The organism is Microbacterium sp. ZW CA_36, assembly GCF_044987475.1.
Taxonomy (GTDB): Bacteria; Actinomycetota; Actinomycetes; order Actinomycetales; family Microbacteriaceae; genus Microbacterium.
Window position 1 is genome coordinate 1 of sequence record NZ_JBJDRL010000057.1, and the last position, 25,609, is coordinate 25,609.

The following is a 25,609-nucleotide window of genomic DNA, read 5'->3' on the forward strand; positions in this document are numbered from 1 at the left end:
GTCACTACCGGCGTGCCGGTGCGGGGGTGGGTGAAGACGTCGACGGGCTGCCCGTACACCTCCTCGATGGCTGCGGCCGTCAGCACGTCGGCCGGGGCTCCCGAGGCGACGACCCGCCCGCGCGACAGCAGCGTCACGCGATCGGCCACGCCGAGCGCGGCGTTGAGGTCGTGCAGCACCACGGCGACCGCCGCGCCCTCGTCCGCGCGACCGCGGGCGATCCGCAGCACGTCCTCCTGATGCTTGAGGTCGAGGGCCGCGGTCGGCTCGTCGAGCAGCAGCACGTCGCAGGCCTGCGCGAGCACCCGCGCGAGCGCGGCGCGTGCGCGCTCGCCGCCCGACAGCGACGTGATGCCGCGACCGGCGAGACCGGCGAGATCGGTGGCCTCGAGCGCCCGGGCGACCGCGGCGTCATCGTCATCCTCGGCGGGCGTGCGCGCCCACGGCGCCCGTCCCATCCGCACCACCTGCTCCACCGTGAAGGGGAACGACACCGCGTTCTGCTGCAGCAGCACCGCGCGCCGCCGCGCCAGCACGCGGGGAGGGATGCCGCCGAGCGGCGCACCGTCGAGGCTGACGCCGCCGGCATCCGGCGTGATGTCGCCGGCGAGCACGCCGAACAGCGTCGACTTGCCCGCGCCGTTCGGCCCGACCAGAGCGTGGAGCTCGCCCGCGCGGACGTCGATCGCGGCATCCGCCAGCACCGGTCCCGGCGCTCCCGCCGGGGTCACGGTCACTCCTCGGGCGGCGAGTCGCACGGCGCCGGGCACGCGTGCCGCCCGCGAGTCCGATCCGCCCCCTCGACCCGCGGGCATCGGCTCGAGAGCGTGCCTGGTCGGTGCAGCGAGATCATCCGTCCCGGTCATCCCCAGCCTCCCGCCCGTCGACGCGTCCGCAGCAGCAGCCACAGGAAGAACGGCCCGCCCACCAGCGACGTGATCATGCCGATCGGCAGGTCGGCGAGAGGCACGGCGGTGCGGGCGATGAGATCGGCCACGGCGATGAGGAGCGCACCGCCGAGCGCGCTCGAGATCACGAGCGGCAGGTGCGCCGGGCCGATCGCCATGCGCATGAGGTGCGGCACGACGAGCCCCACGAAGCCGATGATCCCGGCGAAAGCCACCGCCGCGCAGACCAGCAGCGCGACCATCACGATCACCGTGACGCGCAGCAGCTCGACCCGCACGCCGAGATGGCGGGCGGTGCGCTCGCCGAGGGCGAAGAGGTCCAGGCGGCGCGCGACGGCGACGGCCGCCGCGACGCCGATCGCGACCAGCGGCGCGACGAGCGCGATGTTCTGCCACAGCGCGCCGTTGAGGCTGCCGAGCTGCCAGAACACGATCTGCTCGCGGGTCGCAGTCGTCCCGAGGAATGTGAGGAACGCGAGGCCGGCGCCCGCGATCGCGTTGATCGCGATGCCGGTGAGCAGCAGCGTGACGACCTCGGTACGTCCGCCGGACCGACTGATCAGATAGACCGAGAACACCGCGACGAGCCCGCCGGCGAAGGCGAAGGCCGGGGTCGTCCACATGCCGAACACGGCGAGCCCGAAGGTGAGGCTCGCGGCCGCGCCGAACGCGGCGCCCGATGAGACGCCGACGACGGCCGCGTCGGCGAGCGGGTTGCCGAAGATGGCCTGCATCAGCACACCCGACACCGCGAGCGCGGCGCCGACGAGCAGCCCCAGCACGATGCGGGGGAGCCGGATGTCGAGGATCACGCCGGCCGCCATCGGTGCGTCGGGCGCCCCGGGCGTGTCGACACCGAGGGCTTGCAGCAGCACGCCCGCCACCTGGACCGGTGTCAGCCAGTACTGGCCGAGGCCGAGCGACACGATCACGATGATCGCGATCGCCGCCGAGAGTCCCGCGACCACGATGGCGAACCTGCGGCCGCGATGCGTCGTGGGCACCCCGGTGACGACCTCGGCCGTCGCGATGGCAGCCGTCACGACACGGGTTCTTCGGTCGGCGTCGCGGCGGGCGCCGATGCCGGGGCGTAGACCGCTCGTGCCAGGGCGCGGATGACGTCGGCGGTGCGCGGCCCGAAGCTCAGGATCTCGGCATCCGCCATGTCGACCACTCGGCGGTTCGCTCCGGCAGGCGTCTGCTGCAGAGCCGGAATGCGCTCGAGCAGACCGTCGACCCCGCCGACCGAGGCCAGACCGTCGGTCATCATCACGAGCACGTCCGGCTGCGCCGCGACGAGCGCCTCAGCGGTCATCGGCTTCATGCCCTCCCAGCCGATCTCGCCTGCGACGTCGACGCCGCCGACCGCCTCGATGAGGGAGTCCGCCCCGGAGTCCCGGCCGAAGATGTAGTAGACGTTCGCGCTTCCCCGCACGTAGAGGAACAGCATGCGCGGACGATCGGATGCCGCCACCGGCGCGATCTCGGCCACCTCGGCCTCTGCCGCGGTCACGTCTGCAGCGAGCCGATCCGCGAGCGCGTCGCCCCGGTCGGGGACGCCCAGCGCACCAGCGATCTCCGAAACGAGGTCGGACACCGTGTCGGCGCGCCGCTCGCTCGAGACCACCACGACGGCAATGCCGGCATCGCGGAGCTGCTGGCGCACCTCCTTCGGACCGATGGACGTGTCGGTCAGCATCACGGTCGGAGCCAGCTCGAGGATGGCCTCCGCGTTGAGGGTGTGCCCCGACTTCGTCACCACCGGAAGGTCCTCGGTGCCGTCGAACGACGTCGACGAGTCGCGCCCGACTACGGCATCTCCGAGTCCGAGCCCGAACACCGTCGCCGCGATCGTGCCCGAGATGTCGACGGGCAGGATGCGGCTGACATCGGTGATCTCGACGTCTCGGCCCTCGGCATCCGTCACCGTCACCGGCAGTTCGGGCGCCCCGTCGGCGGCGACCGCCTCGATCGCGTGCGAGGCCAGGCACGCCGTCGAGGGACCGGTCGCGGCGCGCGGATCGTCGACGAGGGTGAGCGATGCCAAGGGCTCGGCGGCCGCAGGGCAGTCCGTATCGGTGGCGTCGGCCGCGGTGGCGATCGCGGCACAGCCCGACAGGATGACGAAGGCGAGGAGCAGGCCGACGCCGCTCGCCAGGCGCGTCGAAGACCGCCGAGCGGGGGAAGTGCGAAACATTAGGTGAGCCTTACCTTAGGCTTGACGTCGGCTGGGAGGGTGCCCTACGTTCGAGTCGATATTAGGTTAGCCAAACCTAAGTGACCAACCCGAATCGCACTGATGCGCCGGTGCGCCTCGGCGTTGCCGGCGCCGGAGAACACGTGAACATGCAGCCGTTCCTCGAGCGCAGCCGGGCGCCCCTGGCCGCCCTCCTCGCCTTCCTGCTCGTCGTGGCAGGAGCACTGACCGCCGTACCGGCCTTCGCCGCCGGACCCGCCCTGTCGGCGCCGCAGCTTCCTCGAGACGGAGGCACGATCACCGTCACTGGAACCGGCTACAGCACCACGAGCCCCGGCCTCTACCTGGGACTTCGCGCGACCGGCGCGAGCAGCGACACCTTCACGGTCTGGATCGACACGGCCAACACGGTGGGCGCGCTTCCGGGTCTCGGCGCCACGGCGCCGATGAACGGCGACGGCTCGTTCTCCGTCGACATCCCGGTGCCGGCGTACACGGAGGGCACGAGCTACACGCTGTTCTCGCGCAAGGCCCACGGCGTGCCCGACCCGAGTCAGAACCTGACCCAACCGCTCGAGTACATTCCTGCCCCTGCCGTCGCGACCACCACGACCCTGACGGTCGATCCGGCCGCTTCGAGCCTGGCCGGCGCTGACTTCACGCTCGGCGCGACGGTCGAGCCCGCAGCATCCGGAATCGTCGCCTACTTCAACGGCGACACGCAGCTGGGCTCCGCCGCCGTCGGCTCGACGATCACCGCGAGCATCGCGACCGCCGGCACCGCGCAGCTCAAGGCCGTGTTCACGCCGGCCGACGCGGCCGCGTTCACCGGCTCCACTTCTGCGGTCGTCTCGTACGAGATCACTGCGCCGCCGGTGGAGCCCGAGCCCGAGACGCCGACGCCGACCGTGACGGTGTCGAAGACGACCGGCCTGAACGCCGACGGCGAGACCGTCACGGTGTCGGGTTCGGGGTTCGTGCCGAACGCGCCGGCGACCGACGGCACCCGGCAGCCGCTCGCGGGGAAGTTCGGCGGCTCGTACATCGTCTTCGGCAAGTTCCTCGATGAGTGGACGCCGTCCTCCGGTGCGCCGACCTCGGCACGACCAGGCATCGACACGAAGTGGGGTGTGCACGCGGCTGATGTCGCGACCATCGGCGGCGCCGCGCGCGGGGGGATCGCGATCGCTGCCGACGGCACGTTCGAGACGACGCTGGCCGTCTCGCGCAGTGAGGCATCCGAGCTGCTCACCGGCAACTACGGCATCTACACCTACTCGGGCGCAGGGGCGAAGTACGCCGCGTTCGAGACCTACACGCCCATCACGTTCGCCGAGCCTGCTCCGGCGCCGTCGCTGGCGGTCTCGAAGACCACCGGCCTCGACCCCGAGGGCGACACGATCACGATCACGGGCACGGACTACAGCACGGCGGGCAAGGCGATCTACGGGCCGTCGGCGGGGCAGCCCGCTGGTGTGTACGCGCAGATCGGCTGGCTGAAGGAGACGTGGCGCCCGTCCGCCGGTGCGGTCTCGGGCGACCGGTCGAACGCCTACTCGGTCTGGGCGCAGGGCGTGCAGACACAGGCGCCGTATCTTAAGTGGACCGACAACGGCGACGGCACGGCGGACTTCACGTGGACCGTAGACGTGGACGAGGCGACGCTGGAGGCGAAGCGACTCGAAGGTGCGTCCCTCGCCGTGTTCACCGTCGGTGCCGGCGGCGTCGTGCAGGCGATCAATGAGCTCGCCGTTCCCATCGCCTTCTCCGACCCGGCGCCTGTTCCCGCCGTCGACGTGACGGTGACGGATGCCTCGGCCACCGCCGGCGCGACCATCGAGGTCGCCGCCTCCCACCTCGGCGATGTGACCGGCGCCTACGCCGCCATCATCGAGAAGGGCACCGAGTCGGCGGTGACGGCGGGCGCAGGCTTCGTGGCCGTGCAGTACGTGCGCCCGATCACCGACGGCTCCTTCACGGTCGACCTCGTCGCACCCGCCGCCAAGCTCGACCGCTCAAAGCAGTACGAGGTGCTCGTCTGGCGCCAGCACTCGAACCCGACGGCCGACACGATCTACGCCCGCGCCGACGTGCCGTTCACGGCCGGCGACTGGGAGAAGCTGTTCCCGGGCACTCTGCCGCCGATCGACCCTGAGCCACCGGTCGATCCCGGAACGCCGGTGACCCCGCCGCCTGCGGCCCAGGGCGGGGGCTCGCTCTCGTGGGCGATCTCGTCGAGCTTCGCGAGCTACATCACGGGTGACATCGCGCACGGCAGCATCGCCGTCACGGGCGGCGCGACGCGCGCCGGCGGCGTGTTCCAGTTCGGTCAGGCGACCGGCAGCACGTACGACGCGGCGACCGGCACGGGCGCCGTCTCGTACAACGGCTCGGTCCGCTTCACCGGCCACTCCGGAGTCCTCGACGTCACCATCGCGAACCCGCAGGTGCGCGTCTCGTCGGCGAACTCGGCGACGCTGTACGTGACGAGCGGCGGCTCGCAGGTCGCGTTCGCGACGCTCGACCTCTCGGCCGCCGTGCGCAGCACTGCGAACAGCACGGTCACCTACTCGCGTGTGCCCGCCACCCTCACCGCGTCGGGGCGCAGCCAGGTGCTCCAGGGCTACACGACAGAGCTCGATCCGCTGACGTTCACCATCGGCGTCGCGGCGGCCGCGCCCGCGGGGTCCACCGGCACCGTCGCGACCGCTTCGGCCACGACGGCGCGTACGACGTCGCTTCCTGCGACGCCGCCCGCCGTCACGGGCATCGACCTCGATGACGACACGCTCGCCGCGCTCCAGAACGGCGAGCCGGTCACAGTGTCGGCCTCGGGCTTCGCCGCGAACGAGGACGGCATCCAGGTCGTCGTGTACTCGACGCCGACCCTCCTCGGCGAGGTCACGGCGGACGCCTCGGGCACCGCCACCTGGACCGGAACGCTGCCGGCGACCCTGCCCGACGGCGAGCACACACTCACGTTCCAGGGATCCGTGGATCGCGGCATCCGCTTCACCCTCGCGCGTGCGGCGGTGGCCGCCGGCTGCGTCATCGACGCGGCGAGCCTCGGCTGGGGCTTCAAAGAGAGCTTCCGCACCTACATCGAGGGCATCGCGGCGGGCGGCTGGGAGCTGGCCGATGTCGCATACCAGTACCCCGGGTTCGTCTGGAATGCCGGCAGCGGAACGGTGGATGCCGAGGACCGCACCGGATTGGTGACCTACGGCGGCAGCATCCGCTTCACGGGACACGAAGGTGCGCTCGACACGACGCTGGCGAACGCACGGGTGGAACTCGCGGGAGACACCGGCTACCTCGTGTTCGACGTCAGCGGCACGACGCAGGCAGGCGAGCCGGTCACGGCGGCCGGCATCCGGTTCGCCGAGTTCGCCGTCCCCGACCTCGAGGTGACCGACGACGGGCTCGTGCTCGACGCGCTCCCCGCGACGCTCACCGAGGCCGGCGCGGCCGCTTTCGGCACGTACGCGGCCGGCGAGGAGCTCGACCCCGTGTCGGCCGTGCTCCCCGTGGCGGCGGACTGCGCCGTCGCACCGGTCGCCGTCGAGGACGAGACTCCGGTCGCCGAGGCCACCGAGGTCGAGGCGATCTCCGCCGACCAGACGACGGCGCCGGTGTGGCCGTGGGCGGTCGGGGGGATCGCCCTGGCACTCGGCATCGGCGCCGTGGTCTGGATCGTGGTCACCCGCCGCCGTGCGACGGCCGGCGGCAGTGGAGACCAGACGGCCGCTTGAGGTCGGCCGTCATGGGGACGGTGTCCGCGCGGCTTCCGCGGGCGCCGTCCCTTTCTCATCCCCCGGCGCGAACCGGCGCGCCGAGTGGGACAATGGAGGCATGCCCGAGCACAGCCAGGACCACATCGAGACCGTGAGCGTACGTCGTGCGCCGAAGATCTCGGTGTTCCTCGTCCTCGGCGCGGCGCTCGGGGTGCTGGTCGCGATGATCCTCACCTTCGCCTTCAACGGCACCGCCGAGGCCAGCCCCAACACCGGCGTCGAGTACACGCAAGGTCAGGTATTCGGGTTCCTCGTGCTGATCTGCGCGCCCATCGGACTCGCACTCGGCGGCATCGTGGCGCTGATCTTCGACCGCCGTTCGCGCCGTCACACCCACGAGGTCGCCGTCGGTCACTCGTCGGTGCACGTCGACCCGGAGCCCGGCACCAACGGCCACGGCTCCGCGCACTGACCTCGCGCGCTACGCGAGCTCGGCGATGATCGGGTGGATGGCGGTGTCGAAGGCCGCGACATCCCCCCGCAGCCCGTCCGTGACCGCGACGGTGAGCGACCCGATCCACCACACGCCGCGCTGACTCAGCGGCAGCACCTGCACGTTCAGCTCGAACGAATGCGCGCGGCGCCCGACCTGCCGCTCGTGCTCCGCGATCGCGCCCGCGTACGCGCGGTAAGCCGTGCCCGTGCTGTGCGAGGCCTCCTTGCGGTAGCGCTCATGCGCCGCCCGCGCGAACGCCAGCGCCTCGGAGGCGTGCGGGACGAAGGCAGCCCGCAGCTCGTCGCAGCCTTCGATCGGCAGCGCGAGCGCGGTGTCGAATCCGTCCACGAGATCGAGGGGGACGGTGGACGGGTGCGCCTGCGGCTCGACCGTCATCGCCCAGTACTGTCGCCACTGCCGTTCGAGCGTCGCCTGGGCCTCTTCCGACCGGTCGTTCGCCCGCGGCGGGATCCCGCGCAGGTGCGGCAGCTCCTCCGGAGAGCGGATGCCGAGGACCTGCCGCAGATAGAGCGCAAGAAGCACCGGCTGACCGGCGTCTTCGCGGATCAGCCACTCCGGTGCACCGGCGCCGCCCATACGGTCCATTCTAGATCCGGCCCCCCGCTTCACAGGCCGTCTCCGCAGACGAAGGATGCCCCCGTCCCGCCGCCGAGTGCGGCCCCCGGCTCCGCCTCGGAAACCAGTTCACTTGCGCTGAACGTACGCCCCGGACCGGTGTGCGCGTACGTTCAGCGCAAGTGAACGGATTCAGTGGGCCGCCGGAAGACCGGGACCCCCGGCGTCCGCCCAGCCGCGCCGCCGGTAGGCTGGTGACCGTGGCCTCATCCGAACGCGATGCCCCCTCCCGTCCCGCACAGCCCGTGAACCCGTACACGGCTGCCGGCGTCGACACGGCGGCCGGCGACCTCGCCGTCGAGCTGATGAAGTCCGCGGTGCGTCGCACCCACGGCCCCGAGGTGCTCGGGGGAGTCGGCGGGTTCGCCGGACTCTTCGACGCGACCGCCTTCAAGGCGTACGACAAGCCGCTGCTGGCCACCAGCACCGACGGCGTCGGCACGAAGGTCGCGATCGCCCAGGCCATCGACAAGCACGACACGATCGGCCAGGACCTCGTCGGCATGGTCGTCGACGACATCGTCGTGGTCGGCGCGAAGCCGCTGTTCATGACCGACTACATCGCGTGCGGCAAGGTCTTCCCGGAGCGCATCGCCGACATCGTCCGCGGCATCGCCGCCGGCTGCGCGGCGACCGGCACCGCACTCGTCGGCGGCGAGACCGCCGAGCACCCGGGTCTGCTGGGCGTCAATGACTACGACGTCGCGGGCGCCGCGACCGGCGTCGTCGAGGCCTCGCGCGTGCTGGGCGCCGAGCGCGTGCGCGACGGCGACGTGGTGCTGGCCCTCGCAAGCTCGGGACTGCACTCCAACGGCTACTCCCTCGTGCGGCACATCGTCGCCGGCTCCGGCATCCAATACGGAGACAACGCCGCCGAGTTCGGCACGACGTGGGGCGAGGCCCTACTCGAGCCCACGCGGCTGTACACGCTGCCGCTGCTGCGCCTCATCACCGAGACCGGCGACGCGGTGCACTCCCTGAGTCACGTCACCGGCGGCGGCATCGCCGCCAACCTCGCACGCGTGCTGCCGCAGGGCACCTGGGTCGAGGTCGACCGTTCGACCTGGTCCCCCTCGCCGGTGTTCCGCGTGCTCGCCGACCTCGGACACCTCGAGCTCGAGGCCACCGAGGGAACCTGGAACCTGGGCGTCGGGTTCCTCGCGGTCGTGTCCGCCGACAAGGCGGCGGCCGCGGCATCCGCTCTCTCCCGCGAGGGCATCGCGACCTGGCAGGTGGGCGTCGTGCAGAGCGGCGAGCGCGCCGACGGCCACTGGGAGCAGGGCGCCAAGGGCGTCGACGGCGGCGCCGTGCGCCTCGTCGGCGCGTATGCAGACCACTCGGCTCACTGAGCCGGCAGAACGACACAACGGAGCAAGCGACACCCATGTGCGGAATCGTAGGAGTGGTGGGCCGTGGGTCCGCCAACCAGGAGATCTACGACGCCCTTCTGCTCCTGCAGCACCGCGGACAGGATTCCACCGGCATCGCGACCGCCGAGCGCAGCGGGGTCGTGCACCAGCACAAGACCCGCGGCCAGGTGCGCGAGTCTTTCCGCACCCGCGACATGCGGGCGCTGCTCGGCGAGATCGGCCTCGGCCACGTGCGCTACGCGACGAAGGGCACCGCGTCCAATGAAGAAGAGGCCCAGCCCTTCTACGTGAACGCGCCCTACGGCATCGTGCTCGTGCACAACGGCAACCTCACCAACACGCGCGAGCTCACCGAGGAGCTGTTCCACAAGGATCGTCGCCACCTCAACACGTCGTCCGACACCGAGCTGCTCGTCAACGTGCTGGCGAACGAGCTGCAGGCGTCGATCTCGGGGCTCGAACTCGACCCGACGCAGGTGTTCCAGGCCGTCAGCCGCGTACACGAGCGCGTCGAGGGCTCGTACGCGGCCATCGCCCTGATCGCGGGCTACGGTCTGCTGGCGTTCCGCGACCCGTTCGGCATCCGTCCGCTCATCCTCGGCACGCGCAAGCACGCCGACGGACATTACGAGTGGGTCGTCACGAGCGAGTCGCTGGTGCTCGAGAACGGCGAGTTCGAGATCGTGCGCGACGTCGATCCGGGCGAAGCGGTGTTCATCGACCTCGAGGGCAACCTCCACACGCAGCAGTGCGCCACCGACCCGAAGCTCGTACCGTGCTCGTTCGAGTACGTCTACCTCGCGCGACCCGACTCGGTCATGAACGGCATCTCGGTGTACGAGGCGCGCCTGCGTATGGGCGACCGGCTCGCCGACACCATCGCGAAGTACACCCCGCGCGAGGCGATCGACGTGGTCATGCCCATCCCCGACTCGTCCCGCCCCGCGGCCATGCAGGTGGCGCGCAAGCTGGGCGTGGAGTACCGCGAGGGCTTCTACAAGAACCGCTACGTCGGCCGGACCTTCATCATGCCCGGCCAGGCGGTGCGCAAGAAGAGCGTGCGCCAGAAGCTCAACGCGATGTCGAGCGAGTTCAAGGGCAAGCACGTGCTCCTCATCGACGACTCCATCGTGCGCGGCACGACGTCGAAGGAGATCATCCAGATGGCGCGGGATGCCGGGGCCAAGAGCGTCACGTTCGCCTCGGCGGCGCCGCCCGTGCGCTACCCGCACGTGTACGGCATCAATATGCCCTCGCGTCACGAGCTCGTCGCCCACGGCCGCACGATCCCGGAGATCGCCGATGAGCTCGGCGCCGACTTCGTCGTCTACCAGGAGGTCGACGACCTCAAGGCGGCGATCCTCGAGGGCTCCGATGTCGAGGACCTCGACATGAGCTGCTTCGACGGCCGCTACATCACCGGCACCGTCACCGACGAGTACCTCGCCTGGGTCGAGGGCTCGCAGGAGAGCTGACGGCTCGTTCCAGGGTCGGCGGCTCCGTTGGGTTCGACGCTTTTCGTCTCGCTTCGCTCGCTCAATGACCGGTTCAACGCGGTTCGGTCCCGGTCGTTGAGCGAGCGAGGACCGAGCGAGACGAAACGCCCTGGGCTCGGCTGTTCGGTCCCGGTCGTTGAGCGAGCGAGGACCGAGCGAGACGAAACGCCCGGAGCGCGGCGGCTGCGGCGGCTCGGCGGTGCGGATCAGGCGGGGAGGATGACCCGCACCTGACGGCGGATGTCGTCCACGATCTCGTCGACCGAGAGGGCGATGTTCACGGTGGCCGCCATGCTGACGAACATGATGGCGGAGACCACGTGCGCGAGCGCGGCCGCATCCTCCGGGCTGGTGCGCTGGTCGCGCTGCAGGACGGCCGCGACCGCCTCCTCGGTCTGAACCGTGAGGGCGAGAGCTTCGCGGTGGTGGGGCTCTTCGGGATCGCCGAAGACGATCTCGCGCAGGTAGGTGCGCCCGTTGTCGATCTGCACCCGGTTGCACTCGACGACCGGGCGGATGATCGCGATCACCGCCTCGAGCGGGTCCGCCACGGCCTCCGCGGCGGCGCGCCCTTCGGCCAGTGCGTCGACGTAGCTGGAGTTCTGCACCAGGAGGAGCAGCTCGCCCTTGTTCTTGGCGTACAGGAACAGCGTCCCCGTGCCGATGTCGGCCTTGTCGGCGATCTGCTGGGTCGTGACCTCGTCGACGCCGTGCTCGGTGAAGAGTTCTCGGGCCGCGGCCGTGATGCGCTGGAGCTTGTCCTGCTTGTTGCGCTCGCGTCGACCGACCGGCTGGGTCTCGATGGCCATGGCGTGATCCTCCGGGTGCAGACATCGGCTGACTTTCTGATTATAGTCAGAAATAGGTGGACTTCGGTGTCTGCTGCCCGGGCGGCATCACCGGCCTACTCCCGGTAGTGCGGAAGGATGACGCCGGCGCTGACGTACGTCAGCGCTGCGGAGACGTCGTAGGCGTGGATCGCCGAGACGTCCGGTGCGAGCGCGCTCGAGATCCTCTCGACCCCGCGGCTCGCGAAGAACGCTGCGCGCGCTCCCAGGTCGTCGAAGCCGAGCATGACGGAGGCGTGGAAGCGCTGATCCGCGGGGTTGTCGTGGGCGACGTCCGGCGTGTCCCAGAGCTTCTCGTTCCAGGGCAGGAACGTCTGGGTACGCAGCTCCCGGAGCGCGCCGGTGCCGGCGAGCGCGGGCGCGAGGTCTCCGGTGACGAACTTCCGGAAGGCGCGTCCGCCGACGTCCGGCCGCCGCCGCAGGTAGACGAGGGCGCGCGCACCCGGCCTCCGGCCGGGTTCCGCCACGTCGTACCACCGGGCGGAGTACGGCGGTCCCGCATACAGAAGCGTGCGCCGGAAGACGTTGATCTCGTCCTTGAACGCCAGCCGTGTCTGCGCGCGACCGCGCAGCGGCGAGAGGACCGACCGGAACGTGACCTCGGCCACGCCGTCGATCCTCCGGTCTGCGGGGATCGCCGTCTCGACGCCCCGGGTGACGGGCCAGAGTCCGGGGTTGCGCTCGGCGAGGTGGATCTGCCGGTACTCCTCGAGACCGGGAGTCGCCGAGATGATCCCCGAATGCGGGTCCCGCCAGTAGTCCATGCCGGTCTGGCGCGGCTGGTCGGTGCGGACCCACAGCAGGATCGACGACGCGAGGGGCTTCCTCTTGAAGGCGGCGGCGCTCATGTGCTCATTCCTCTCGATGACTCGGGATGCCGGTCAGCGGGCGAGGAAGCCGACGGCGACGGGCGCGAACTTCTGGTGGAACTGGAAGATGCCGCCGTGTCCGGAGTCCTGGTAGATGACCAGTTCGGATCCCTCGATACGGCGGTGCAGATCTTCCGAGAGCACGGAGGGCACCATCCGGTCGTTGTCGCCGTTGGCGATGAGGGTGGGCTGGGTGATCTTCGAGAGGTCGGCCGGCGCCGAGCGCCCCCACTTCTTGATCGCCTTCAGCTGAGTACGGAACGCCTTCGTCGTGATGGGCGTGTCGCGGTCGACGGTGCGCTCCTGGAGACGCTTCACGAAGGCCCTGGCCGCGAGCTTGCCGGTGGCGTTGCGGTTGAAGAAGAGGAACTCCTTCGGGTCCGACCGCGTCAGCGTGGCGCGCAGGATGTCGTAGTACGTGGTGCCGGCCACCTTGTCGATGTCCTTGCCGCCGGCGGGGCCGGTGCCGGTGAGGATCAGCTTGCGGACGAGCTCGGGGTGCTTGACGACGAGCGCCTGCGCGACCATGCCGCCGAGCGAGAAGGCGAACACGTCGATCTTGTCGAAACCCAGTCCTCGGATGAAGGCGTAGGCGTCATCGGCCATGGCTTCGACGCTGTCCGGCACCTCGCCGGTGGAGGCGCCGACGCCCCGGTTGTCGAACGTGATGACGTGGTGATCCTTCGCGATCGGATCCACGATGCGCGGATCCCAGTTGTCGAGGGTCGCGGCCAGATGGACGAAGAAGATGACCGGGACGCCGGCCTTCGGCCCCAGCTCGCGATAGGCGAACGTGACTCCGCCCGCAGAGAGCCTGCGCGTCGGGGCTTGCGCGTACGACGTTATGACCGGGTCGCTGCTCGTGATGCTCATGGTGGTTCCCTTCGGGGTCCTGCGAGGTCGGGGGTCGCCATCGAAATCGATGTCGAGTCCACTCAAGTATGAGTGTCCTCAGTAATAAGGTCAATGTCTCGCAGGAATGCGCCGACGGTCGGGATGCCGGGCTGCGGGCTCACGAGCCCGTGCCTTCCCGGGCCACCTAGGGTTGATGGGTGAGCTCCCCCTCGTCCCGACCCCTCTGGCAGGGGCGAGCGCTCGCCCTCGTGGGCATCGTGCTGTTCGCCTTCTCACTGCGCTCGGCAGTCGCATCGCTGTCGCCGCTGTACGACCACATCGCGGTCGACTTCGACGTGCCGGCCGCGGTGATCGGCCTCATCGGCACCGCACCGCCGGTCTGCTACGCCGTGTTCGGCCTCCTCACGCCGGCCCTGGAACGGCGGTTCGGGCTCGAACGACTGGCCGTCGTGGCGATGGTCGTCGTGGCGTTCGGACTGATCGTCCGCAGCTTCGCACCGGGCGCCGGTCTGCTGCTGGCCGGCACGGCTCTGATCTTCGCCGCGGTCGGCGTGGGCAACATCCTGCTGCCGCCGCTCGTGAAGCGGTACTTCCCCGACCGCGTCGGCCTGATGACGACCGTCTTCTCGACGACGATGGCGCTCGCGACCTTCCTGCCCCCCCTCGTCGCCGTGCCGGTCGCGGATGCCTCGGACTGGCACGTCTCGCTGGGGCTCTGGGCCGTCTTCGCTCTCGTGGCCACCGTGCCGTGGATCGGACTGGCCGTACGCCACGCCGCCGCCGAGAAGAGCCGCGCAGCAGCGGCATCCGACGACGACATCGAGCAGCCCAGTCCCCGCGCCTTCGGACGCATGTGGCGGTTGCCGATCGCATGGGCGCTGCTCGTGGGCTTCGCCGTGTCGAGCACCCTCGCCTACACGGCGTTCGCATGGCTGCCGACGATCCTCGTCGACATCGCGGGCGTCACGCCCGCTGTGGCCGGGGTGCTGCTGGCGCTGTTCGGGTTCATGGGCCTGCCCGCGTCACTGGCCGTGCCTCTGCTCGTCACGCGGGCCGGCGCGACGCGCGTGCTCTTCGGCGTCGCCGTCGGGACGGGCCTGGCCGGCATCGCGGGACTTCTCTTCGCGCCGACCGCTGCGCCGTGGCTGTGGGTCGCGCTGTTCGGCCTCGCGCCGCTGCTGTTCCCGATGATCCTGGTGCTTCTGGGCCTGCGCACCCGCACACACGAGGGCGCGGTGGCGCTCAGCGGCTTCGTGCAGAGCGGCGGCTACGCGATCGCGGCGCTCTTCCCCGTCGGCATCGGGCTCCTCCACGACGCGACCGACTCGTGGACCGCCCCGCTCATCGTGCTGGCCGCCGTGGTCGCCGCAGCGATCCCCGCCGGCGTCGTGGCGGCGCAGCCGCACACCGTCGAGGACGACTGGGAGCGGCGACACGGCGCCTGGTGAGGCATCCGCGTCCGTCGGCCACGTCGCGGCGCCGTCGCACGGTGCCGTCACGCGCGCCCGAGCGGGTCGCCGCGCGAGGTCGCCGAGAGTGCAGTGGTCGACTGTGCGCTCAGGGCACGCCGAGTGACCGCACACGCAAGAACCGCGCCGCGCGCGGCAACAGACCTCGACCGGTCAGGTCACCGGGACGGTGACCGCCGTGCGAGTCGTTACGCCTGCGACGACGAGACAGGCGAGGTCTCGTCCTCGTCCTCGTCGTTGTACTGGTCGGCCCACTTGTCGACGAACTCGTCCTCATGGTGACCGAGCTCGCGCTCGAGTGCCGAGTAGTTCACGTTGTACGTGTCGTACTTCAGCTCACGGGCGATCTTGGTGTGCTTCGCCTTCTGACGGCCACGCCCCATGCGAGACCCCCTCATTTAAGGTCGCGGGCTATTCTGCGGGCTCTGGGCCACGCAAACCCGGGCATTCACGAATCCGGCTTCGAACCGGTAAGAGTAGCATTCAGGATAACACGGAGCCCCGGTCACCCGGCGGCTGCGGCCCCACCGGCGTAGGAGGAGTGCGGACATATGACCGATGAGGCATCCGAGCCCGAAGGCGATGCGACGAGTGACGAGAGCCTCCACGGCGCCGTGATCGTGGGAGTGATCCCCGACCAGTCCACGCGCGTCCTGAAGGAGGGGGCTCGCTACGCGAAGCTGTTCCAGGTGCCGCTGGTCGTGGTCCACGTCGACGTGACGCGCTTCGTCACGTACGAAGACCCCGATGGGTACGTCCACTCCGCGCCGATCGACATCAACATCGCGGCGGGCGAGGGTGAGCTGGCGAAGGTGCAGGATGCCGCGGCATCCGTCCTCGGTGATGCCGGGCCGCGGTGGACCGTCCGCCAGCTGGTCGGCGACCCCGCGATGGCGATCAAGCACTTCGCCGACCAGATCGACGCCCGGCTGATCGTCGTCGGCACGCGCAAGCGCGGTTTCGGCGAGTCGGTCCGCGAGTTCTTCACCGGCTCGGTCGGCGCGCGCCTGGCGCACCGGCAGCACCGCTCGATCCTGATCGTGCCGCTCGGGGAGCCCGTGCCCGACGACGAGGAGATCTGGCCCGCCTGAGCGGGTCTCTGCACGACGCAGAAGGGTGGCCCCGCCGAAGCGGGACCACCCTTCGCCTTTCCGGGGGAGATTCCGGACGGATGCCGCGGCTCAGCCGCGCAGGGTGCGCGTGATGTCGCGGGCGACGCGGTCTAGCTCGCTCGCGACCTGGTCGACGAGGGAGGCGGCGAGCTCGCCGCCTCGCGCCACGTGCACGCGGACGTCGCCGCGGACGTTCGCGCGGAACTCGTTGACCACGGCGTCGAGCCGCTGCATCTGCTCGCGGCTGCGCACGCGCGGGTCGTCCTCGCCGGACGGCTGCGGCGTCGTCTTGCGCTCCTCGCGAGAGGCGGCAGCCAGGTCGGCGCGCAGGCTCTTCATCGCCTCGCGGACGCTTCCGCGCACCTCGTCGGCGATGAGACGCACCGAGTCGGCCAGCCCGGCCTCGATGCCCTCGAGGTCGCCCGCGCGCGACTGGACCTCGGCGTGGCCCGCCTCGGTGATCGCGTACACGGTCTTGCGACCCTCGACGGACTTGGTCACGAGCCCCTCCTCTTCGAGCTTCGCCAGACGTGGATAGATGGTGCCGGCGCTCGGGGTGTAGGTGCCCCCGGTGCGGTCCGACAGGGCCTGCATGATGTCGTAGCCGTGGCGCGGGCCTTCATCGAGCAGGTTCAGCAGATACAGGCGCAGATCGCCGTGCGAGAAGACCGGAGTCATCACACTTCTCCTCGGTCGAAGCCGGCCGCCGCTTCGCGCGCGGTCGACTCGTCGCCGGCGGCCTCGCCGGAGGCGGCGTCCGGCGCAGGGGCGGTCGTCGGCCCGGGCTCTGCGGGCGCGGCCGGGTCCACGCGCCCGGAGGCGCCGGGCGACGCGTCAGCCACACCTGGAGCGGGCGTGGCATCCGCCACAGGAGCGGCAGCGCGGCGCAGCACGGTGATGTCGCCCGACACGCTGTGCGCGCGGACGTCGGCGAAGCTGCCACTGAGCTCGCCGACCGAGCCGGCGTAGTTGGTGGTCGGGCCGGTGCCGTTGCCGCGGCGCACGACGCCGTCGACCTGGACGCGGCCGCTGACGCTGCGGATGACGTAGTTGGCCGGGTAGCCCTCATCGAGGCGCACGGTCGAACTGCCGCTGACGGTGTTGAGACCGACCGAGAGGATGTCGCCGGTCGAGTCGACAAGCACGGCGCCCGACACGGTGTCGATGGTGGCCTTGCGCAGCGTGCCCGTCGCGGCGACGTCGCCCGAGACGCTGTTGGCGTTCAGCGCGCCGACGAGCTCGCGCACCTGCACGTCGCCCGATACCGCGTTGACCGACAGATCGCCGGTGAGGCCGTCGACGATGATGTCGCCCGAGACGGTGTTGAGCGAGGCGTCGCCGCGCAGGCCCGAGACGAGGGCGCTGGCGCTGACGACCCCGAGGGTCAGAGCGACATCACGGGGGACCGCGACGCTGATCTCGGCCTTGGGGCCGCCGGCTCCGAAGTTGCGGAACACCTCGAGGAAGTTGTCCCAGCGCAGCTGCGGGTGGTCGATCTCGACGTGGTCCTCGGCGACCTCGATGCGGAGGTCCTTGACGGTGACGTCGTGCACTTCGATGCGGATGCCGGGCTCGTCGTGGGCGATCACGTCGATCTGTCCGCCGACGAGTCCGATCTTGAGCGTGCGCACGGTCTCGATGTCGATGACGCGCGTCTCGCCCGGGTGGATGATCCACTTCTCCAGGGTCATGACTGTTTCTCCTGCGTATCTCTGGGGGTGATGCGTATCGCGATATATCGCGTATGTGCAGAGTAACACGATATATCGCGTGTCTGTCAATGGCGCGTTCCAGATCCTCAGGTTGTTCCGGGTTTGGGGCGCACCGCGAACACTTGGGGCGCGCGCCGTGCGCCCCAAGTGTTCGCGACGCGCCCCGAACCGGCAAAGCAGTGGATGCCGGTGGTTGACCTTGACGCAACGTCAACCTTTACCGTGGTGAGCGAACCACGAGAGGAGGGCGACATGGGCGAGCAGGAGTGGTCTATCCAGCAGATCGCGAAGCTGGCGGGCACCACCAGCCGGACGCTCCGCCATTACGACGACATCGGACTGCTGCCGCCGTCGAGCATCGGCCACAACGGCTACCGCTACTACGACCGGACGGCGCTCGTGCGGCTGCAGCGCATCCTGCTGCTGCGAGAGCTCGGGCTGGGGCTCCCCCAGATCGCCGACGTGCTCGAACGCGAGACCGCCGAGGAGTCGGCTCTCGAGACCCACCTGGCGTGGCTCCGCCAGGAACAGGACCGGCTGACGCGGCAGATCGCGTCGGTGCAGAACACCATCGAAGCACTGAGAGGAGGTGAAGGACTGATGGCAGAGAACATGTTCGACGGCTTCGACCACACGCAGTACAAGGACGAGGTCGAGGAGCGCTGGGGCAAGAAGGCGTACGCCGACAGCGACCGCTGGTGGCGCTCGATGACCGCCGACGAGAAGGCCGCGTGGCAAGAGCGCGTCGCCGACCTCGGCCGGGATTGGATCGCGGCCGCGGAGGCCGGGATCGCCCCCGACAGCGACGAGGCTCAGGCGCTCGCGAAGCGCCACGTCGAGTGGTTGACCGGGATCCCGGGAACGCCGGCCGCTGCGGCCGGCTCCGGCGGTGGAGACATCAAGGGCTACGTGCTGGGTCTCGGCGAGATGTACGTGGCCGATCCGCGCTTCGGCGCCAACTACGCGACGAGCGAGGGCGGCACCCACGGCGCCGAGTTCGTCCGCGACGCGCTCCGCGTGTACGCGGAGGCGCAGCTCTAGTCCGCGGACAGCCCCCAACAAGACAGACGGATGCCGTGGCCCACTCCGGCCGCGGCATCCGCTGTCTTCACATCCGTGGTTGCAGATCAGGTGTTGCGGTTCCCGCTGATCACTCTGAACAGGAATGCGATCAGCGCGATGACTCCGACGATGATGGCCACCCACAGCAGCCAGCTCAGTGCGGAGTTGAGGCCGCCGACGATCGCGAGAACGATCGCGACGACGATGATGATGATCAGGGCGAGGTTCATGGGAGGTTCTCCTTCTGCTTCGTCGATGCACGGAATGCACCGCATGCCTCGTGGGCATGAACCGACAGTGGCACTCCGGCGTCGCCGCCCCCAGGGGGTTGACGACGTTGCTTTTCCGGTGATACGTGGGGCCCCCGAGACGGCGGGTAAGGCGGGGCGCCGAGGATGTCAAGCCCCGTGAACGCATTCGCGCGCGCCCGTATTTTCGCCGTTATGAGCACATCGCCGTCCACTGATCCGACGACCGCCCACCACGACGGAGCCTTTCCTCCGCAGGAGCAGGAGCAGCCCGGCCTGACGAACGAGACGCGTCCCCGACCGGACCACGGCGAGCGCTCGTATCGGGGCTCGCTGCGCCTCGCCGAGCGCCGGGCCCTCATCACGGGCGGCGATTCCGGGATCGGCCGCGCCGTGGCGATCGCGTTCGCGCGGGAGGGTGCCGACGTCGCACTGACCTACCTCCCCGAGGAGCAGGAAGACGCCGACGAGACCACCCGCTGGATCACCGAGGCCGGAACGCGCGCCCTGCCGCTCGGCGGCGACCTGCGCGAGGAGGACTTCTGCGCCGACATCGTCGACCGCGCCGTCGGCGAGTTCGGCGGCCTCGACGTGCTCGTGCTGAACGCCGCCCATCAGAAGGATCGCGACGGCATCGACACGCTCGAGACGGCGGAGTGGGACCGCGTGTTCCGCACCAACCTGTACGCGCAGATGTTCACCGCGCGCGCGGCGGTGCCGCACCTCGAACCTGGGTCGTCGATCATCGTGACGACCTCTATCCAGGCGTTCAACCCCTCGCCCGGACTGATCGACTACGCGATGACCAAAGCTGCGCAGGTCGCCTTCATCAAGGCGCTCGCGCAGGAGCTGGGCCCGAAGGGCATCCGTGTGAACGGCGTGGCCCCGGGACCCATCTGGACACCCCTGATCCCGGCGACGGGGTGGGATGCCGAGCGCCTCGAGTCGTTCGGCCAGGACACGCCCCTGGGCAGGGCGGGACAGCCCGCCGAGCTCGCCGGTGCCTACGTGTATTTGGCGAGCAACGACGCGACGTACACATCGGGCGCGATCCTGCCGGTCACCGGGGGAAAGGGCCTGTGACATCCGCCCACGAGGCGGTGACCGAAGGAGGAAACCATGCCAGGACGACGCGGGTCCAGCCTCAAGGACCGCGAGATGTACGAGGAGCTCCGCGACGAGGGGGCCTCGAAGGAGAAGGCCGCCCGCATCTCGAACGCGGCTGCCGGCCAGGGCCGCAAGACGGTAGGCCGGCGCGGCGCGAACGCGAAGGACTACGACGATCGCACCGTGCCCGAGCTGCGCAAGCGCGCCAAGGAGCTGGGCCTGAAGGGCTACTCGGGCAAGAAGAAGTCCGAGCTCATCTCGATGATCCGCAACCACTGACGACGTGGTCGCCGGTCCCGCCGCCGAGCCGGTCGGAGGCCGCTCCGGCGGGACCGGCGACCCGGGTAGCGTGAGCGGATGGCGAAACTCGTCCGCTCGCGGCCCTATGAGGATCCGGGCTTTCGCCGGCTGCGCGCGGGATCCGGCTTCCGCTACGTCGATGCGAAGGGCCGCCCTCCCGGGCCTCGACATCTCGCCCGCATCCAGGCGCTGGTGATCCCGCCTGCGTGGCAGGACGTCTGGATCAGCGCCCGTCCCGACGGGCACATCCAAGCGGTCGGTGTCGATGACGCCGGCCGCAGGCAGTACCTCTACCACCCGGACTGGACGGCGGGCCGCGACCGCGGCAAGTTCGCGCGGGCGCTTGCCCTCGCCGAGGCGCTGCCCCGCGCGCGAGCGCGGGTCACGACGTCCCTCCGACGCGACGCCCTCGACCGCGAGCGGGTGCTGGCGGTCGCATTCCGGCTTCTGGACGACGCGGCGCCGCGCATCGGGTCGGAGCGCTACCTCGCCGCGCACGGCAGTCGCGGTCTCACGACCTTGCAGCGGCGCGACGCCTCGGTGGAGGCCTCCGTCGTGTCGCTGACGTTCCCCGGCAAGAGCGGCAAGCGGCAGCTGCTCGAGATCGACGACGCGGACCTCGCCCCCGCGGTCGAGCTGCTGGCCGCGGGGCGCTCCCGCTCGCCGCTGCTCGCGTGGCAGCGCGGCGGACGCCGGGTGCCCCTCACACCGGCCGAGGTCAACGCGTACGTGCGATCGCTCACCGGAGGACGGTTCACGGCGAAGGACTTCCGGACCCTGCGCGGCACGATCCTCGCGGCCGACGCGCTGGCGCGCATCGGCACGGTCGACACGAAGACCGACCTCAAGCGGGCCGAGACGCTCGCGGTACGGGCGACGGCCGAGGCACTCGGCAACACACCGGCGGTCGCGCGCGGCTCGTACATCGACTCCCGCGTGTTCGCGCGGTATCGCGACGGGCATCTGCTCGACCTGTCGATCACTCCCGAGTCCGCCATCCGCAGCCTGCTCCGCCCCGGCCGCTGAGCCAGCCCGGAGCCGTGGTCACCCGTCGGCTCAGGGCGCTTCCTCTCTGCGTTTCGACTCGCAAGCTCGCTCAACGACCGGTGAACGGGTTCCCCGATCGTTGAGCCCCGCGGGCACCGGAGTAGCGTGAAGGGATGCCGCAGCCCGTCGATCCGCGCGTGCTCGGGGTCACTGTGGCGGGAGGGATGATCGGCGTACTCGCGCGTGCGCTCATCGTCGCGCCTGTCCACGATCCGGCGGCAGTGCCGTGGGTGACGCTCGGCATCAACGTCGCCGGATCGCTGATCCTCGGGATCGTGGTCGGCTGGCTCGATGACCGCCGCCCACTCGCCCGCGCCTTCCTCGGCACGGGGGTGATGGGCGGCTTCACGACCTACAGCGCGTTCGCAGTCGCGACGGCGCTGTGGGTCACCACGCCGTGGCTCGCGGCGGGGCTGGCCGCGGCATCCGTCGTCGCAGGTGTCGCGGGAGCGCTCGCCGGACTCTTCCTCGGACGCCGGATCGTGGACCGGCCGGGCAGCGTCGAATTCCCCGAGGACGCCGAGTGAGCCCGTGGCTGCTGCTCGCCGCGCTCGCCGGCGGCGTGGGCGCTGGGCTCCGCTACGTCGTAGACCGGCTGCTCACGCCGACGGGGGGCGTGCGGTTCCCGTGGGGGATCCTCGTGGTGAACGTGTCGGGGTCCTTCGCCCTCGGGGTGATCACCGGGCTCGGCGCCGCCATCGCTCCCGAACTGTCGCTGGTGCTCGGTCTCGGCCTTCTGGGGGGCTACACGACCTTCAGCACCGTCTCCGTCGAGACGGTGCTGATCGCCCAGCGGAGACGCCGGCGGGATGCCGCGCTCAACCTGTTCGGCACACTGGCGCTCGCGGTGCTCGCCGCGGGCCTCGGACTCCTGCTCGGCGGCGGGATCGCGGCGCTCTGAGCGCGGCCTGGTTCAGGAATCTCATATGAGAACCGCATGAAATACTGACAACCGATACATCTCCGTATCGTGCGGGCTCCCGCATCCCCTGCACCACCACACCAGCGAAGGCCCCGTGTGTCGAACCTCGCCGTCCTGAGTCTCAAGAACCGCGCTCTGATCGCTCTGATCACGATCGTCGCCGCCATCTTCGGCGGACTCGCGCTCACGAATCTCAAGCAAGAGCTCATCCCCTCGATCGAGTTCCCCGCGCTCATCGTCGTCTCCACCTACCCGGGCGCGTCGCCCGAGGTCGTGAGCAACGACGTGTCGGTGCCCATCGAGACAGCCATCCAGGGCGTTCCGGGACTCGAGTCGTCGACCGCCACGAGCACCACGAACGCCTCGATCGTGCAGGCGTCCTTCACCTACGGCACCGACCTCGCGACCGCCGAGCAGAAGATGACGCAGGCGATCAACCGCATCAAGAGCCAGCTGCCCGAGGGGGTCGATCCGAACGTCATCTCGGCGAGCATCGACGACTTCCCGGTGATCCAGCTGGCGGTGACCGGCTACGACGACGAAGCGACGATCCAGGCCCAGCTCGAGGCATCCGTCGTGCCCGATCTCGAGGATGTGGCCGGCGTCAACGCGGCACAGATCGTCGGCGGCGTCGGCCAGCGCGTCACGATCACGCCCGACCAGGCGGAGCTCGCCGCGTCCGGGTACACGCAGCAGGCGATCACAGACGCGCTTGATCAGAACGGCGTGCTGTTCCCCGGCGGCGAGATCACGGAGAACGACGAGACGCTCACGGTGCAGACCGGCTCGAAGATCACCTCGGTCGACGAGATCGCGGCGCTGCCGCTCGTGCCTTCGACCGCCGAGCAGTTCCAGGGCGGCGAGAAGACCATCGCGGATGTCGCGACCGTCGCCGAGGAGGCCGACCCCGTCACCACGGTCTCGCGCGTGAACGGCGAGCCGGCCCTGACGATCGCGGTGACGAAGCTGCCCGCGGCCAACACCGTCGACGTTTCGCGTGGTGTGCTCGCCATCCTTCCCGACCTCGAGGACTCCCTCGACGGCGCCGAGTTCACGGTCGTCTTCGATCAGGCCCCTTACATCCAGGAGTCGATCGACACGCTCGCGAAGGAAGGTCTGCTCGGCCTCGTCTTCGCGGTGCTGGTGATCTTCGTCTTCCTGCTGTCGGTGCGCTCGACGCTCGTCGCGGCGATCTCGATCCCGACCAGCCTGCTGATCACGTTCATCGGCCTCCAGGCGTTCGGGTACTCGCTGAACATCCTGACGCTCGGTGCGATCACGATCGCGATCGGGCGAGTGGTCGACGACTCGATCGTCGTCATCGAGAACATCAAGAGGCATTACGTCGGCGACGCGAACAAGACGACCGCGATCCTGCGCGGCGTGCGCGAGGTCGCCTCGGCCATCACGGCGTCGACGATCGTGACGGTCGCGGTGTTCCTGCCGATCGCGTTCGTCGGCGACGTCACGGGGGAGCTCTTCCGTCCGTTCGCGATGACGGTCACGATCGCGATGACCGCGTCGCTGTTCGTGGCGCTCACGATCGTGCCGGTGCTCGCCTACTGGTTCCTCAAGCCGGGGAAGCAGATCCTCGACACCGAGGGTGCCGCGATCGACCCCGAAGACCCGGCCGCACCTCCGAGCCGCCTGCAGAAGGCGTACCTGCCGATCCTGCGCTGGACGCTCAAGCACTCGTGGGTGACGCTCGCGCTCGCCGTGCTGGTGCTGGTCGGCACGATCGCCGCCGCGCCGTTCATGAAGACGAACTTCCTGGGCGACTCGGGTCAGAACACCTTCACGATGACGCAGGACATCGGTCCGGCGCCCTCGCTCGAGGCCGAGAGCGCCGCGGCGGAGCAGGTCGAGGAGGTGCTGCTCGGCATCGACGGCATCGAGACGGTGCAGGTGTCGATCGGCTCGAGCGGCTCCGCCCTGCGCGACGCCTTCTCGGGTGGCGGCAGCGGCGTCACGTACTCGATCACCACCGACCCGGATGTCGACCAGGTGGCGTTGCGCGAAGAGGTGCAGGAGGCCGTCGCCGACCTCGACGACGCCGGTGAGATCACGGTCGCAGCCGGCGGCGGCGGCTTCGGCTCGACCGACATCGCGATCGACGTGACGGCTCCCGACTCCGAGACGCTGCAGACCGCGACGGATGCCGTCATCGCGGCCGTCGACGGCACCGACGGCGTGGGACAGGTCACGAGCAACCTCGCGGCATCCCTGCCGTACATCGCGGTGACCGTCGACCGCGACAAGGCCGCCCAGCTCGGCCTGTCGGAGGTCGCGGTCGGCGCGCTGGTGTCGAACACGATGCAGCCGCGGTCCATCGGCACGGTCGAGATCGACGACACGTCGCTGACGGTCTACCTCGCGGCGTCCGAGACGCCGGCGTCGCTCGACGAGCTGCGTCAGCTGCAGGTGCCGAGCGCCACCGGCCCGATCGCGCTCGAAGAGGTCGCGACGGTCGAACAGAGCGAGGGCCCCACGTCGATCACGACCGAGGCGGGCCAGCGCACGTCGACGGTCACGGTGACCCCGTCGACCGACGACCTCGCGACCGCTTCTGCCTCGGTGACCACCGCGCTCGCCGATGCCGACCTGCCCGCGTCGGCCGACGCGACGCTCGGCGGCGTCGTGACGCAGCAGCAGGACGCGTTCTCGCAGCTCGGCCTCGCCCTGCTCGCCGCGATCCTCATCGTCTACATCGTGATGGTGGCGACGTTCAAGTCGCTGCGCCAGCCGCTGCTGCTGCTCGTGTCGGTGCCGTTCGCGGCGACCGGGGCGATCCTGCTGCAGATCATCACGGGCGTGCCGCTCGGCGTCGCGTCGCTCATCGGCGTGCTGATGCTCATCGGCATCGTGGTGACGAACGCCATCGTGCTCGTGGACCTCGTGAACCAGTACCGCGAGAAGGGCCTCACGGCCCACGATGCGACCGTCGCCGGCGGCTCGCGCCGTCTGCGCCCGATCCTCATGACGGCCCTTGCCACGATCTTCGCCCTCACGCCGATGGCGCTCGGGATCACCGGACAGGGCGGCTTCATCTCGCAGCCGCTCGCAATCGTCGTGATCGGCGGCCTGGTGTCGTCGACGGTGCTCACGCTGCTCGTGCTCCCGACGCTGTACAACCTCGTCGAGGGTGCGAAGGAGCGGCGCGCGGCGCGTCGCCGCGGCACCGCGGCGACGGTGGTGGCGACGGCGGTCCGGCTCCCGACGGC

The 25,609-nt window shown here is 70.2% G+C and carries 23 protein-coding genes and 1 pseudogene; 13 read left to right on the top strand and 11 right to left on the bottom strand.

What is annotated here, in order from left to right; all coding sequences use genetic code 11:
* The 3 genes from ACI3KX_RS17780 to ACI3KX_RS17790 form a co-directional block, all read right to left on the bottom strand.
* Positions 1 to 731: heme ABC transporter ATP-binding protein (locus tag ACI3KX_RS17780; RefSeq protein WP_404910546.1), on the bottom strand; the 731-nt coding region annotated here is incomplete at its 3' end.
* Positions 732 to 862: 131 nt separating this feature from the next.
* On the bottom strand, positions 863 to 1,951 hold the full coding sequence (locus tag ACI3KX_RS17785; RefSeq protein ID WP_404910547.1) for a FecCD family ABC transporter permease: 1,089 nt from the start codon (positions 1,949 to 1,951) through the stop codon (positions 863 to 865).
* Positions 1,948 to 3,105 carry a hemin ABC transporter substrate-binding protein gene (locus ACI3KX_RS17790; RefSeq protein WP_404910548.1) on the bottom strand — a complete coding sequence of 386 codons (1,158 nt, stop codon included), beginning with the start codon at positions 3,103 to 3,105 and terminating at the stop codon, positions 1,948 to 1,950. Before ACI3KX_RS17790 ends, ACI3KX_RS17785 begins: the two co-directional genes overlap by 4 nt.
* A gap of 80 nt (positions 3,106 to 3,185) precedes the next feature.
* Here ACI3KX_RS17790 and ACI3KX_RS17795 point away from each other — a divergent pair, with 80 nt between their 5' ends.
* Entirely contained in the window at positions 3,186 to 6,857 is a 3,672-nt protein-coding gene (locus ACI3KX_RS17795) for an HtaA domain-containing protein (RefSeq protein WP_404910549.1), read from the top strand.
* Between the two features lie 100 nt (positions 6,858 to 6,957).
* Positions 6,958 to 7,311 (top strand): potassium transporter Trk, encoded by a 354-nt coding sequence (locus ACI3KX_RS17800; protein ID WP_363356364.1) that lies wholly within the window; start codon positions 6,958 to 6,960, stop codon positions 7,309 to 7,311.
* 9 nt (positions 7,312 to 7,320) lie between these two features.
* Here the strand turns inward: ACI3KX_RS17800 and ACI3KX_RS17805 are convergent, their stop codons facing one another.
* The gene (locus tag ACI3KX_RS17805; protein ID WP_404910550.1) at positions 7,321 to 7,932 is read right to left on the bottom strand and encodes a zinc-binding alcohol dehydrogenase; all 612 of its coding nucleotides are present in this window, start codon (positions 7,930 to 7,932) and stop codon (positions 7,321 to 7,323) included.
* A gap of 239 nt (positions 7,933 to 8,171) precedes the next feature.
* Between ACI3KX_RS17805 and purM the strand changes: the two genes are divergently transcribed.
* Positions 8,172 to 9,320: a phosphoribosylformylglycinamidine cyclo-ligase gene (purM, locus tag ACI3KX_RS17810; RefSeq protein ID WP_404910551.1), complete on the top strand. Its 1,149-nt coding sequence runs from the start codon at positions 8,172 to 8,174 to the stop codon at positions 9,318 to 9,320.
* 35 nt (positions 9,321 to 9,355) lie between these two features.
* Positions 9,356 to 10,816: an amidophosphoribosyltransferase gene (gene purF / locus ACI3KX_RS17815; RefSeq protein WP_363356370.1), complete on the top strand. Its 1,461-nt coding sequence runs from the start codon at positions 9,356 to 9,358 to the stop codon at positions 10,814 to 10,816.
* A gap of 227 nt (positions 10,817 to 11,043) precedes the next feature.
* Here the strand turns inward: purF and ACI3KX_RS17820 are convergent, their stop codons facing one another.
* The 3 genes from ACI3KX_RS17820 to ACI3KX_RS17830 all read right to left on the bottom strand — a co-directional run bounded on the left by ACI3KX_RS17820 (position 11,044) and on the right by ACI3KX_RS17830 (position 13,427).
* Complete coding sequence (locus tag ACI3KX_RS17820) at positions 11,044 to 11,646, bottom strand: TetR/AcrR family transcriptional regulator (RefSeq protein ID WP_404910552.1); 603 nt, start codon at positions 11,644 to 11,646, stop codon at positions 11,044 to 11,046.
* Between the two features lie 95 nt (positions 11,647 to 11,741).
* Complete coding sequence (locus ACI3KX_RS17825) at positions 11,742 to 12,533, bottom strand: strictosidine synthase (protein WP_404910553.1); 792 nt, start codon at positions 12,531 to 12,533, stop codon at positions 11,742 to 11,744.
* A 33-nt stretch (positions 12,534 to 12,566) separates the two neighbouring features.
* Positions 12,567 to 13,427 (bottom strand): alpha/beta fold hydrolase, encoded by an 861-nt coding sequence (locus tag ACI3KX_RS17830; RefSeq protein WP_404910554.1) that lies wholly within the window; start codon positions 13,425 to 13,427, stop codon positions 12,567 to 12,569.
* Positions 13,428 to 13,606: 179 nt separating this feature from the next.
* Here ACI3KX_RS17830 and ACI3KX_RS17835 point away from each other — a divergent pair, with 179 nt between their 5' ends.
* Positions 13,607 to 14,857 carry a CynX/NimT family MFS transporter gene (locus ACI3KX_RS17835; protein WP_404910555.1) on the top strand — a complete coding sequence of 417 codons (1,251 nt, stop codon included), beginning with the start codon at positions 13,607 to 13,609 and terminating at the stop codon, positions 14,855 to 14,857.
* A 209-nt stretch (positions 14,858 to 15,066) separates the two neighbouring features.
* Here the strand turns inward: ACI3KX_RS17835 and ACI3KX_RS17840 are convergent, their stop codons facing one another.
* Positions 15,067 to 15,261 carry a DUF3073 domain-containing protein gene (locus tag ACI3KX_RS17840; protein WP_308866161.1) on the bottom strand — a complete coding sequence of 65 codons (195 nt, stop codon included), beginning with the start codon at positions 15,259 to 15,261 and terminating at the stop codon, positions 15,067 to 15,069.
* 168 nt (positions 15,262 to 15,429) lie between these two features.
* On the opposite strand from ACI3KX_RS17840, the gene ACI3KX_RS17845 reads away from it, so the two are divergent.
* Complete coding sequence (locus ACI3KX_RS17845) at positions 15,430 to 15,969, top strand: universal stress protein (protein ID WP_404910556.1); 540 nt, start codon at positions 15,430 to 15,432, stop codon at positions 15,967 to 15,969.
* Between the two features lie 90 nt (positions 15,970 to 16,059).
* On the opposite strand, the gene ACI3KX_RS17850 is transcribed toward ACI3KX_RS17845, so the two are convergent.
* Both ACI3KX_RS17850 and ACI3KX_RS17855 read right to left on the bottom strand, forming a co-directional pair.
* Positions 16,060 to 16,668, bottom strand: a complete 609-nt coding sequence (locus ACI3KX_RS17850) for a PadR family transcriptional regulator (RefSeq protein ID WP_349425843.1) — start codon at positions 16,666 to 16,668, stop codon at positions 16,060 to 16,062.
* A gap of 176 nt (positions 16,669 to 16,844) precedes the next feature.
* A pseudogene (locus tag ACI3KX_RS17855) lies at positions 16,845 to 17,681 on the bottom strand (DUF4097 family beta strand repeat-containing protein); the annotation flags it as partial.
* A gap of 273 nt (positions 17,682 to 17,954) precedes the next feature.
* Here ACI3KX_RS17855 and ACI3KX_RS17860 point away from each other — a divergent pair.
* Complete coding sequence (locus tag ACI3KX_RS17860; protein WP_404910557.1) at positions 17,955 to 18,743, top strand: MerR family transcriptional regulator; 789 nt, start codon at positions 17,955 to 17,957, stop codon at positions 18,741 to 18,743.
* Positions 18,744 to 18,829: 86 nt separating this feature from the next.
* Here ACI3KX_RS17860 and ACI3KX_RS17865 read toward each other — a convergent pair whose 3' ends face one another.
* On the bottom strand, positions 18,830 to 18,994 hold the full coding sequence (locus tag ACI3KX_RS17865; RefSeq protein ID WP_194412039.1) for a hypothetical protein: 165 nt from the start codon (positions 18,992 to 18,994) through the stop codon (positions 18,830 to 18,832).
* 213 nt (positions 18,995 to 19,207) lie between these two features.
* On the opposite strand from ACI3KX_RS17865, the gene ACI3KX_RS17870 reads away from it, so the two are divergent.
* From ACI3KX_RS17870 to ACI3KX_RS17895, 6 genes are all read left to right on the top strand, one after another.
* A complete protein-coding gene (locus ACI3KX_RS17870) occupies positions 19,208 to 20,095 on the top strand; it encodes an SDR family oxidoreductase (RefSeq protein WP_404910558.1) in 888 nt (295 codons plus the stop codon).
* 36 nt (positions 20,096 to 20,131) lie between these two features.
* Entirely contained in the window at positions 20,132 to 20,398 is a 267-nt protein-coding gene (locus ACI3KX_RS17875; RefSeq protein ID WP_363356388.1) for a Rho termination factor N-terminal domain-containing protein, read from the top strand.
* 78 nt (positions 20,399 to 20,476) lie between these two features.
* Positions 20,477 to 21,445: a DNA topoisomerase IB gene (locus ACI3KX_RS17880; protein ID WP_404910559.1), complete on the top strand. Its 969-nt coding sequence runs from the start codon at positions 20,477 to 20,479 to the stop codon at positions 21,443 to 21,445.
* Between the two features lie 134 nt (positions 21,446 to 21,579).
* Positions 21,580 to 21,993 carry a fluoride efflux transporter FluC gene (locus tag ACI3KX_RS17885; RefSeq protein ID WP_404910560.1) on the top strand — a complete coding sequence of 138 codons (414 nt, stop codon included), beginning with the start codon at positions 21,580 to 21,582 and terminating at the stop codon, positions 21,991 to 21,993.
* Positions 21,990 to 22,367 (top strand): fluoride efflux transporter FluC, encoded by a 378-nt coding sequence (locus tag ACI3KX_RS17890; RefSeq protein WP_404910561.1) that lies wholly within the window; start codon positions 21,990 to 21,992, stop codon positions 22,365 to 22,367. Before ACI3KX_RS17885 ends, ACI3KX_RS17890 begins: the two co-directional genes overlap by 4 nt.
* Before the next feature lie 117 nt (positions 22,368 to 22,484).
* Positions 22,485 to 25,609, top strand: a 3,125-nt coding sequence (locus ACI3KX_RS17895) for an efflux RND transporter permease subunit (RefSeq protein ID WP_404910562.1), incomplete at its 3' end; no start/stop codon positions are given.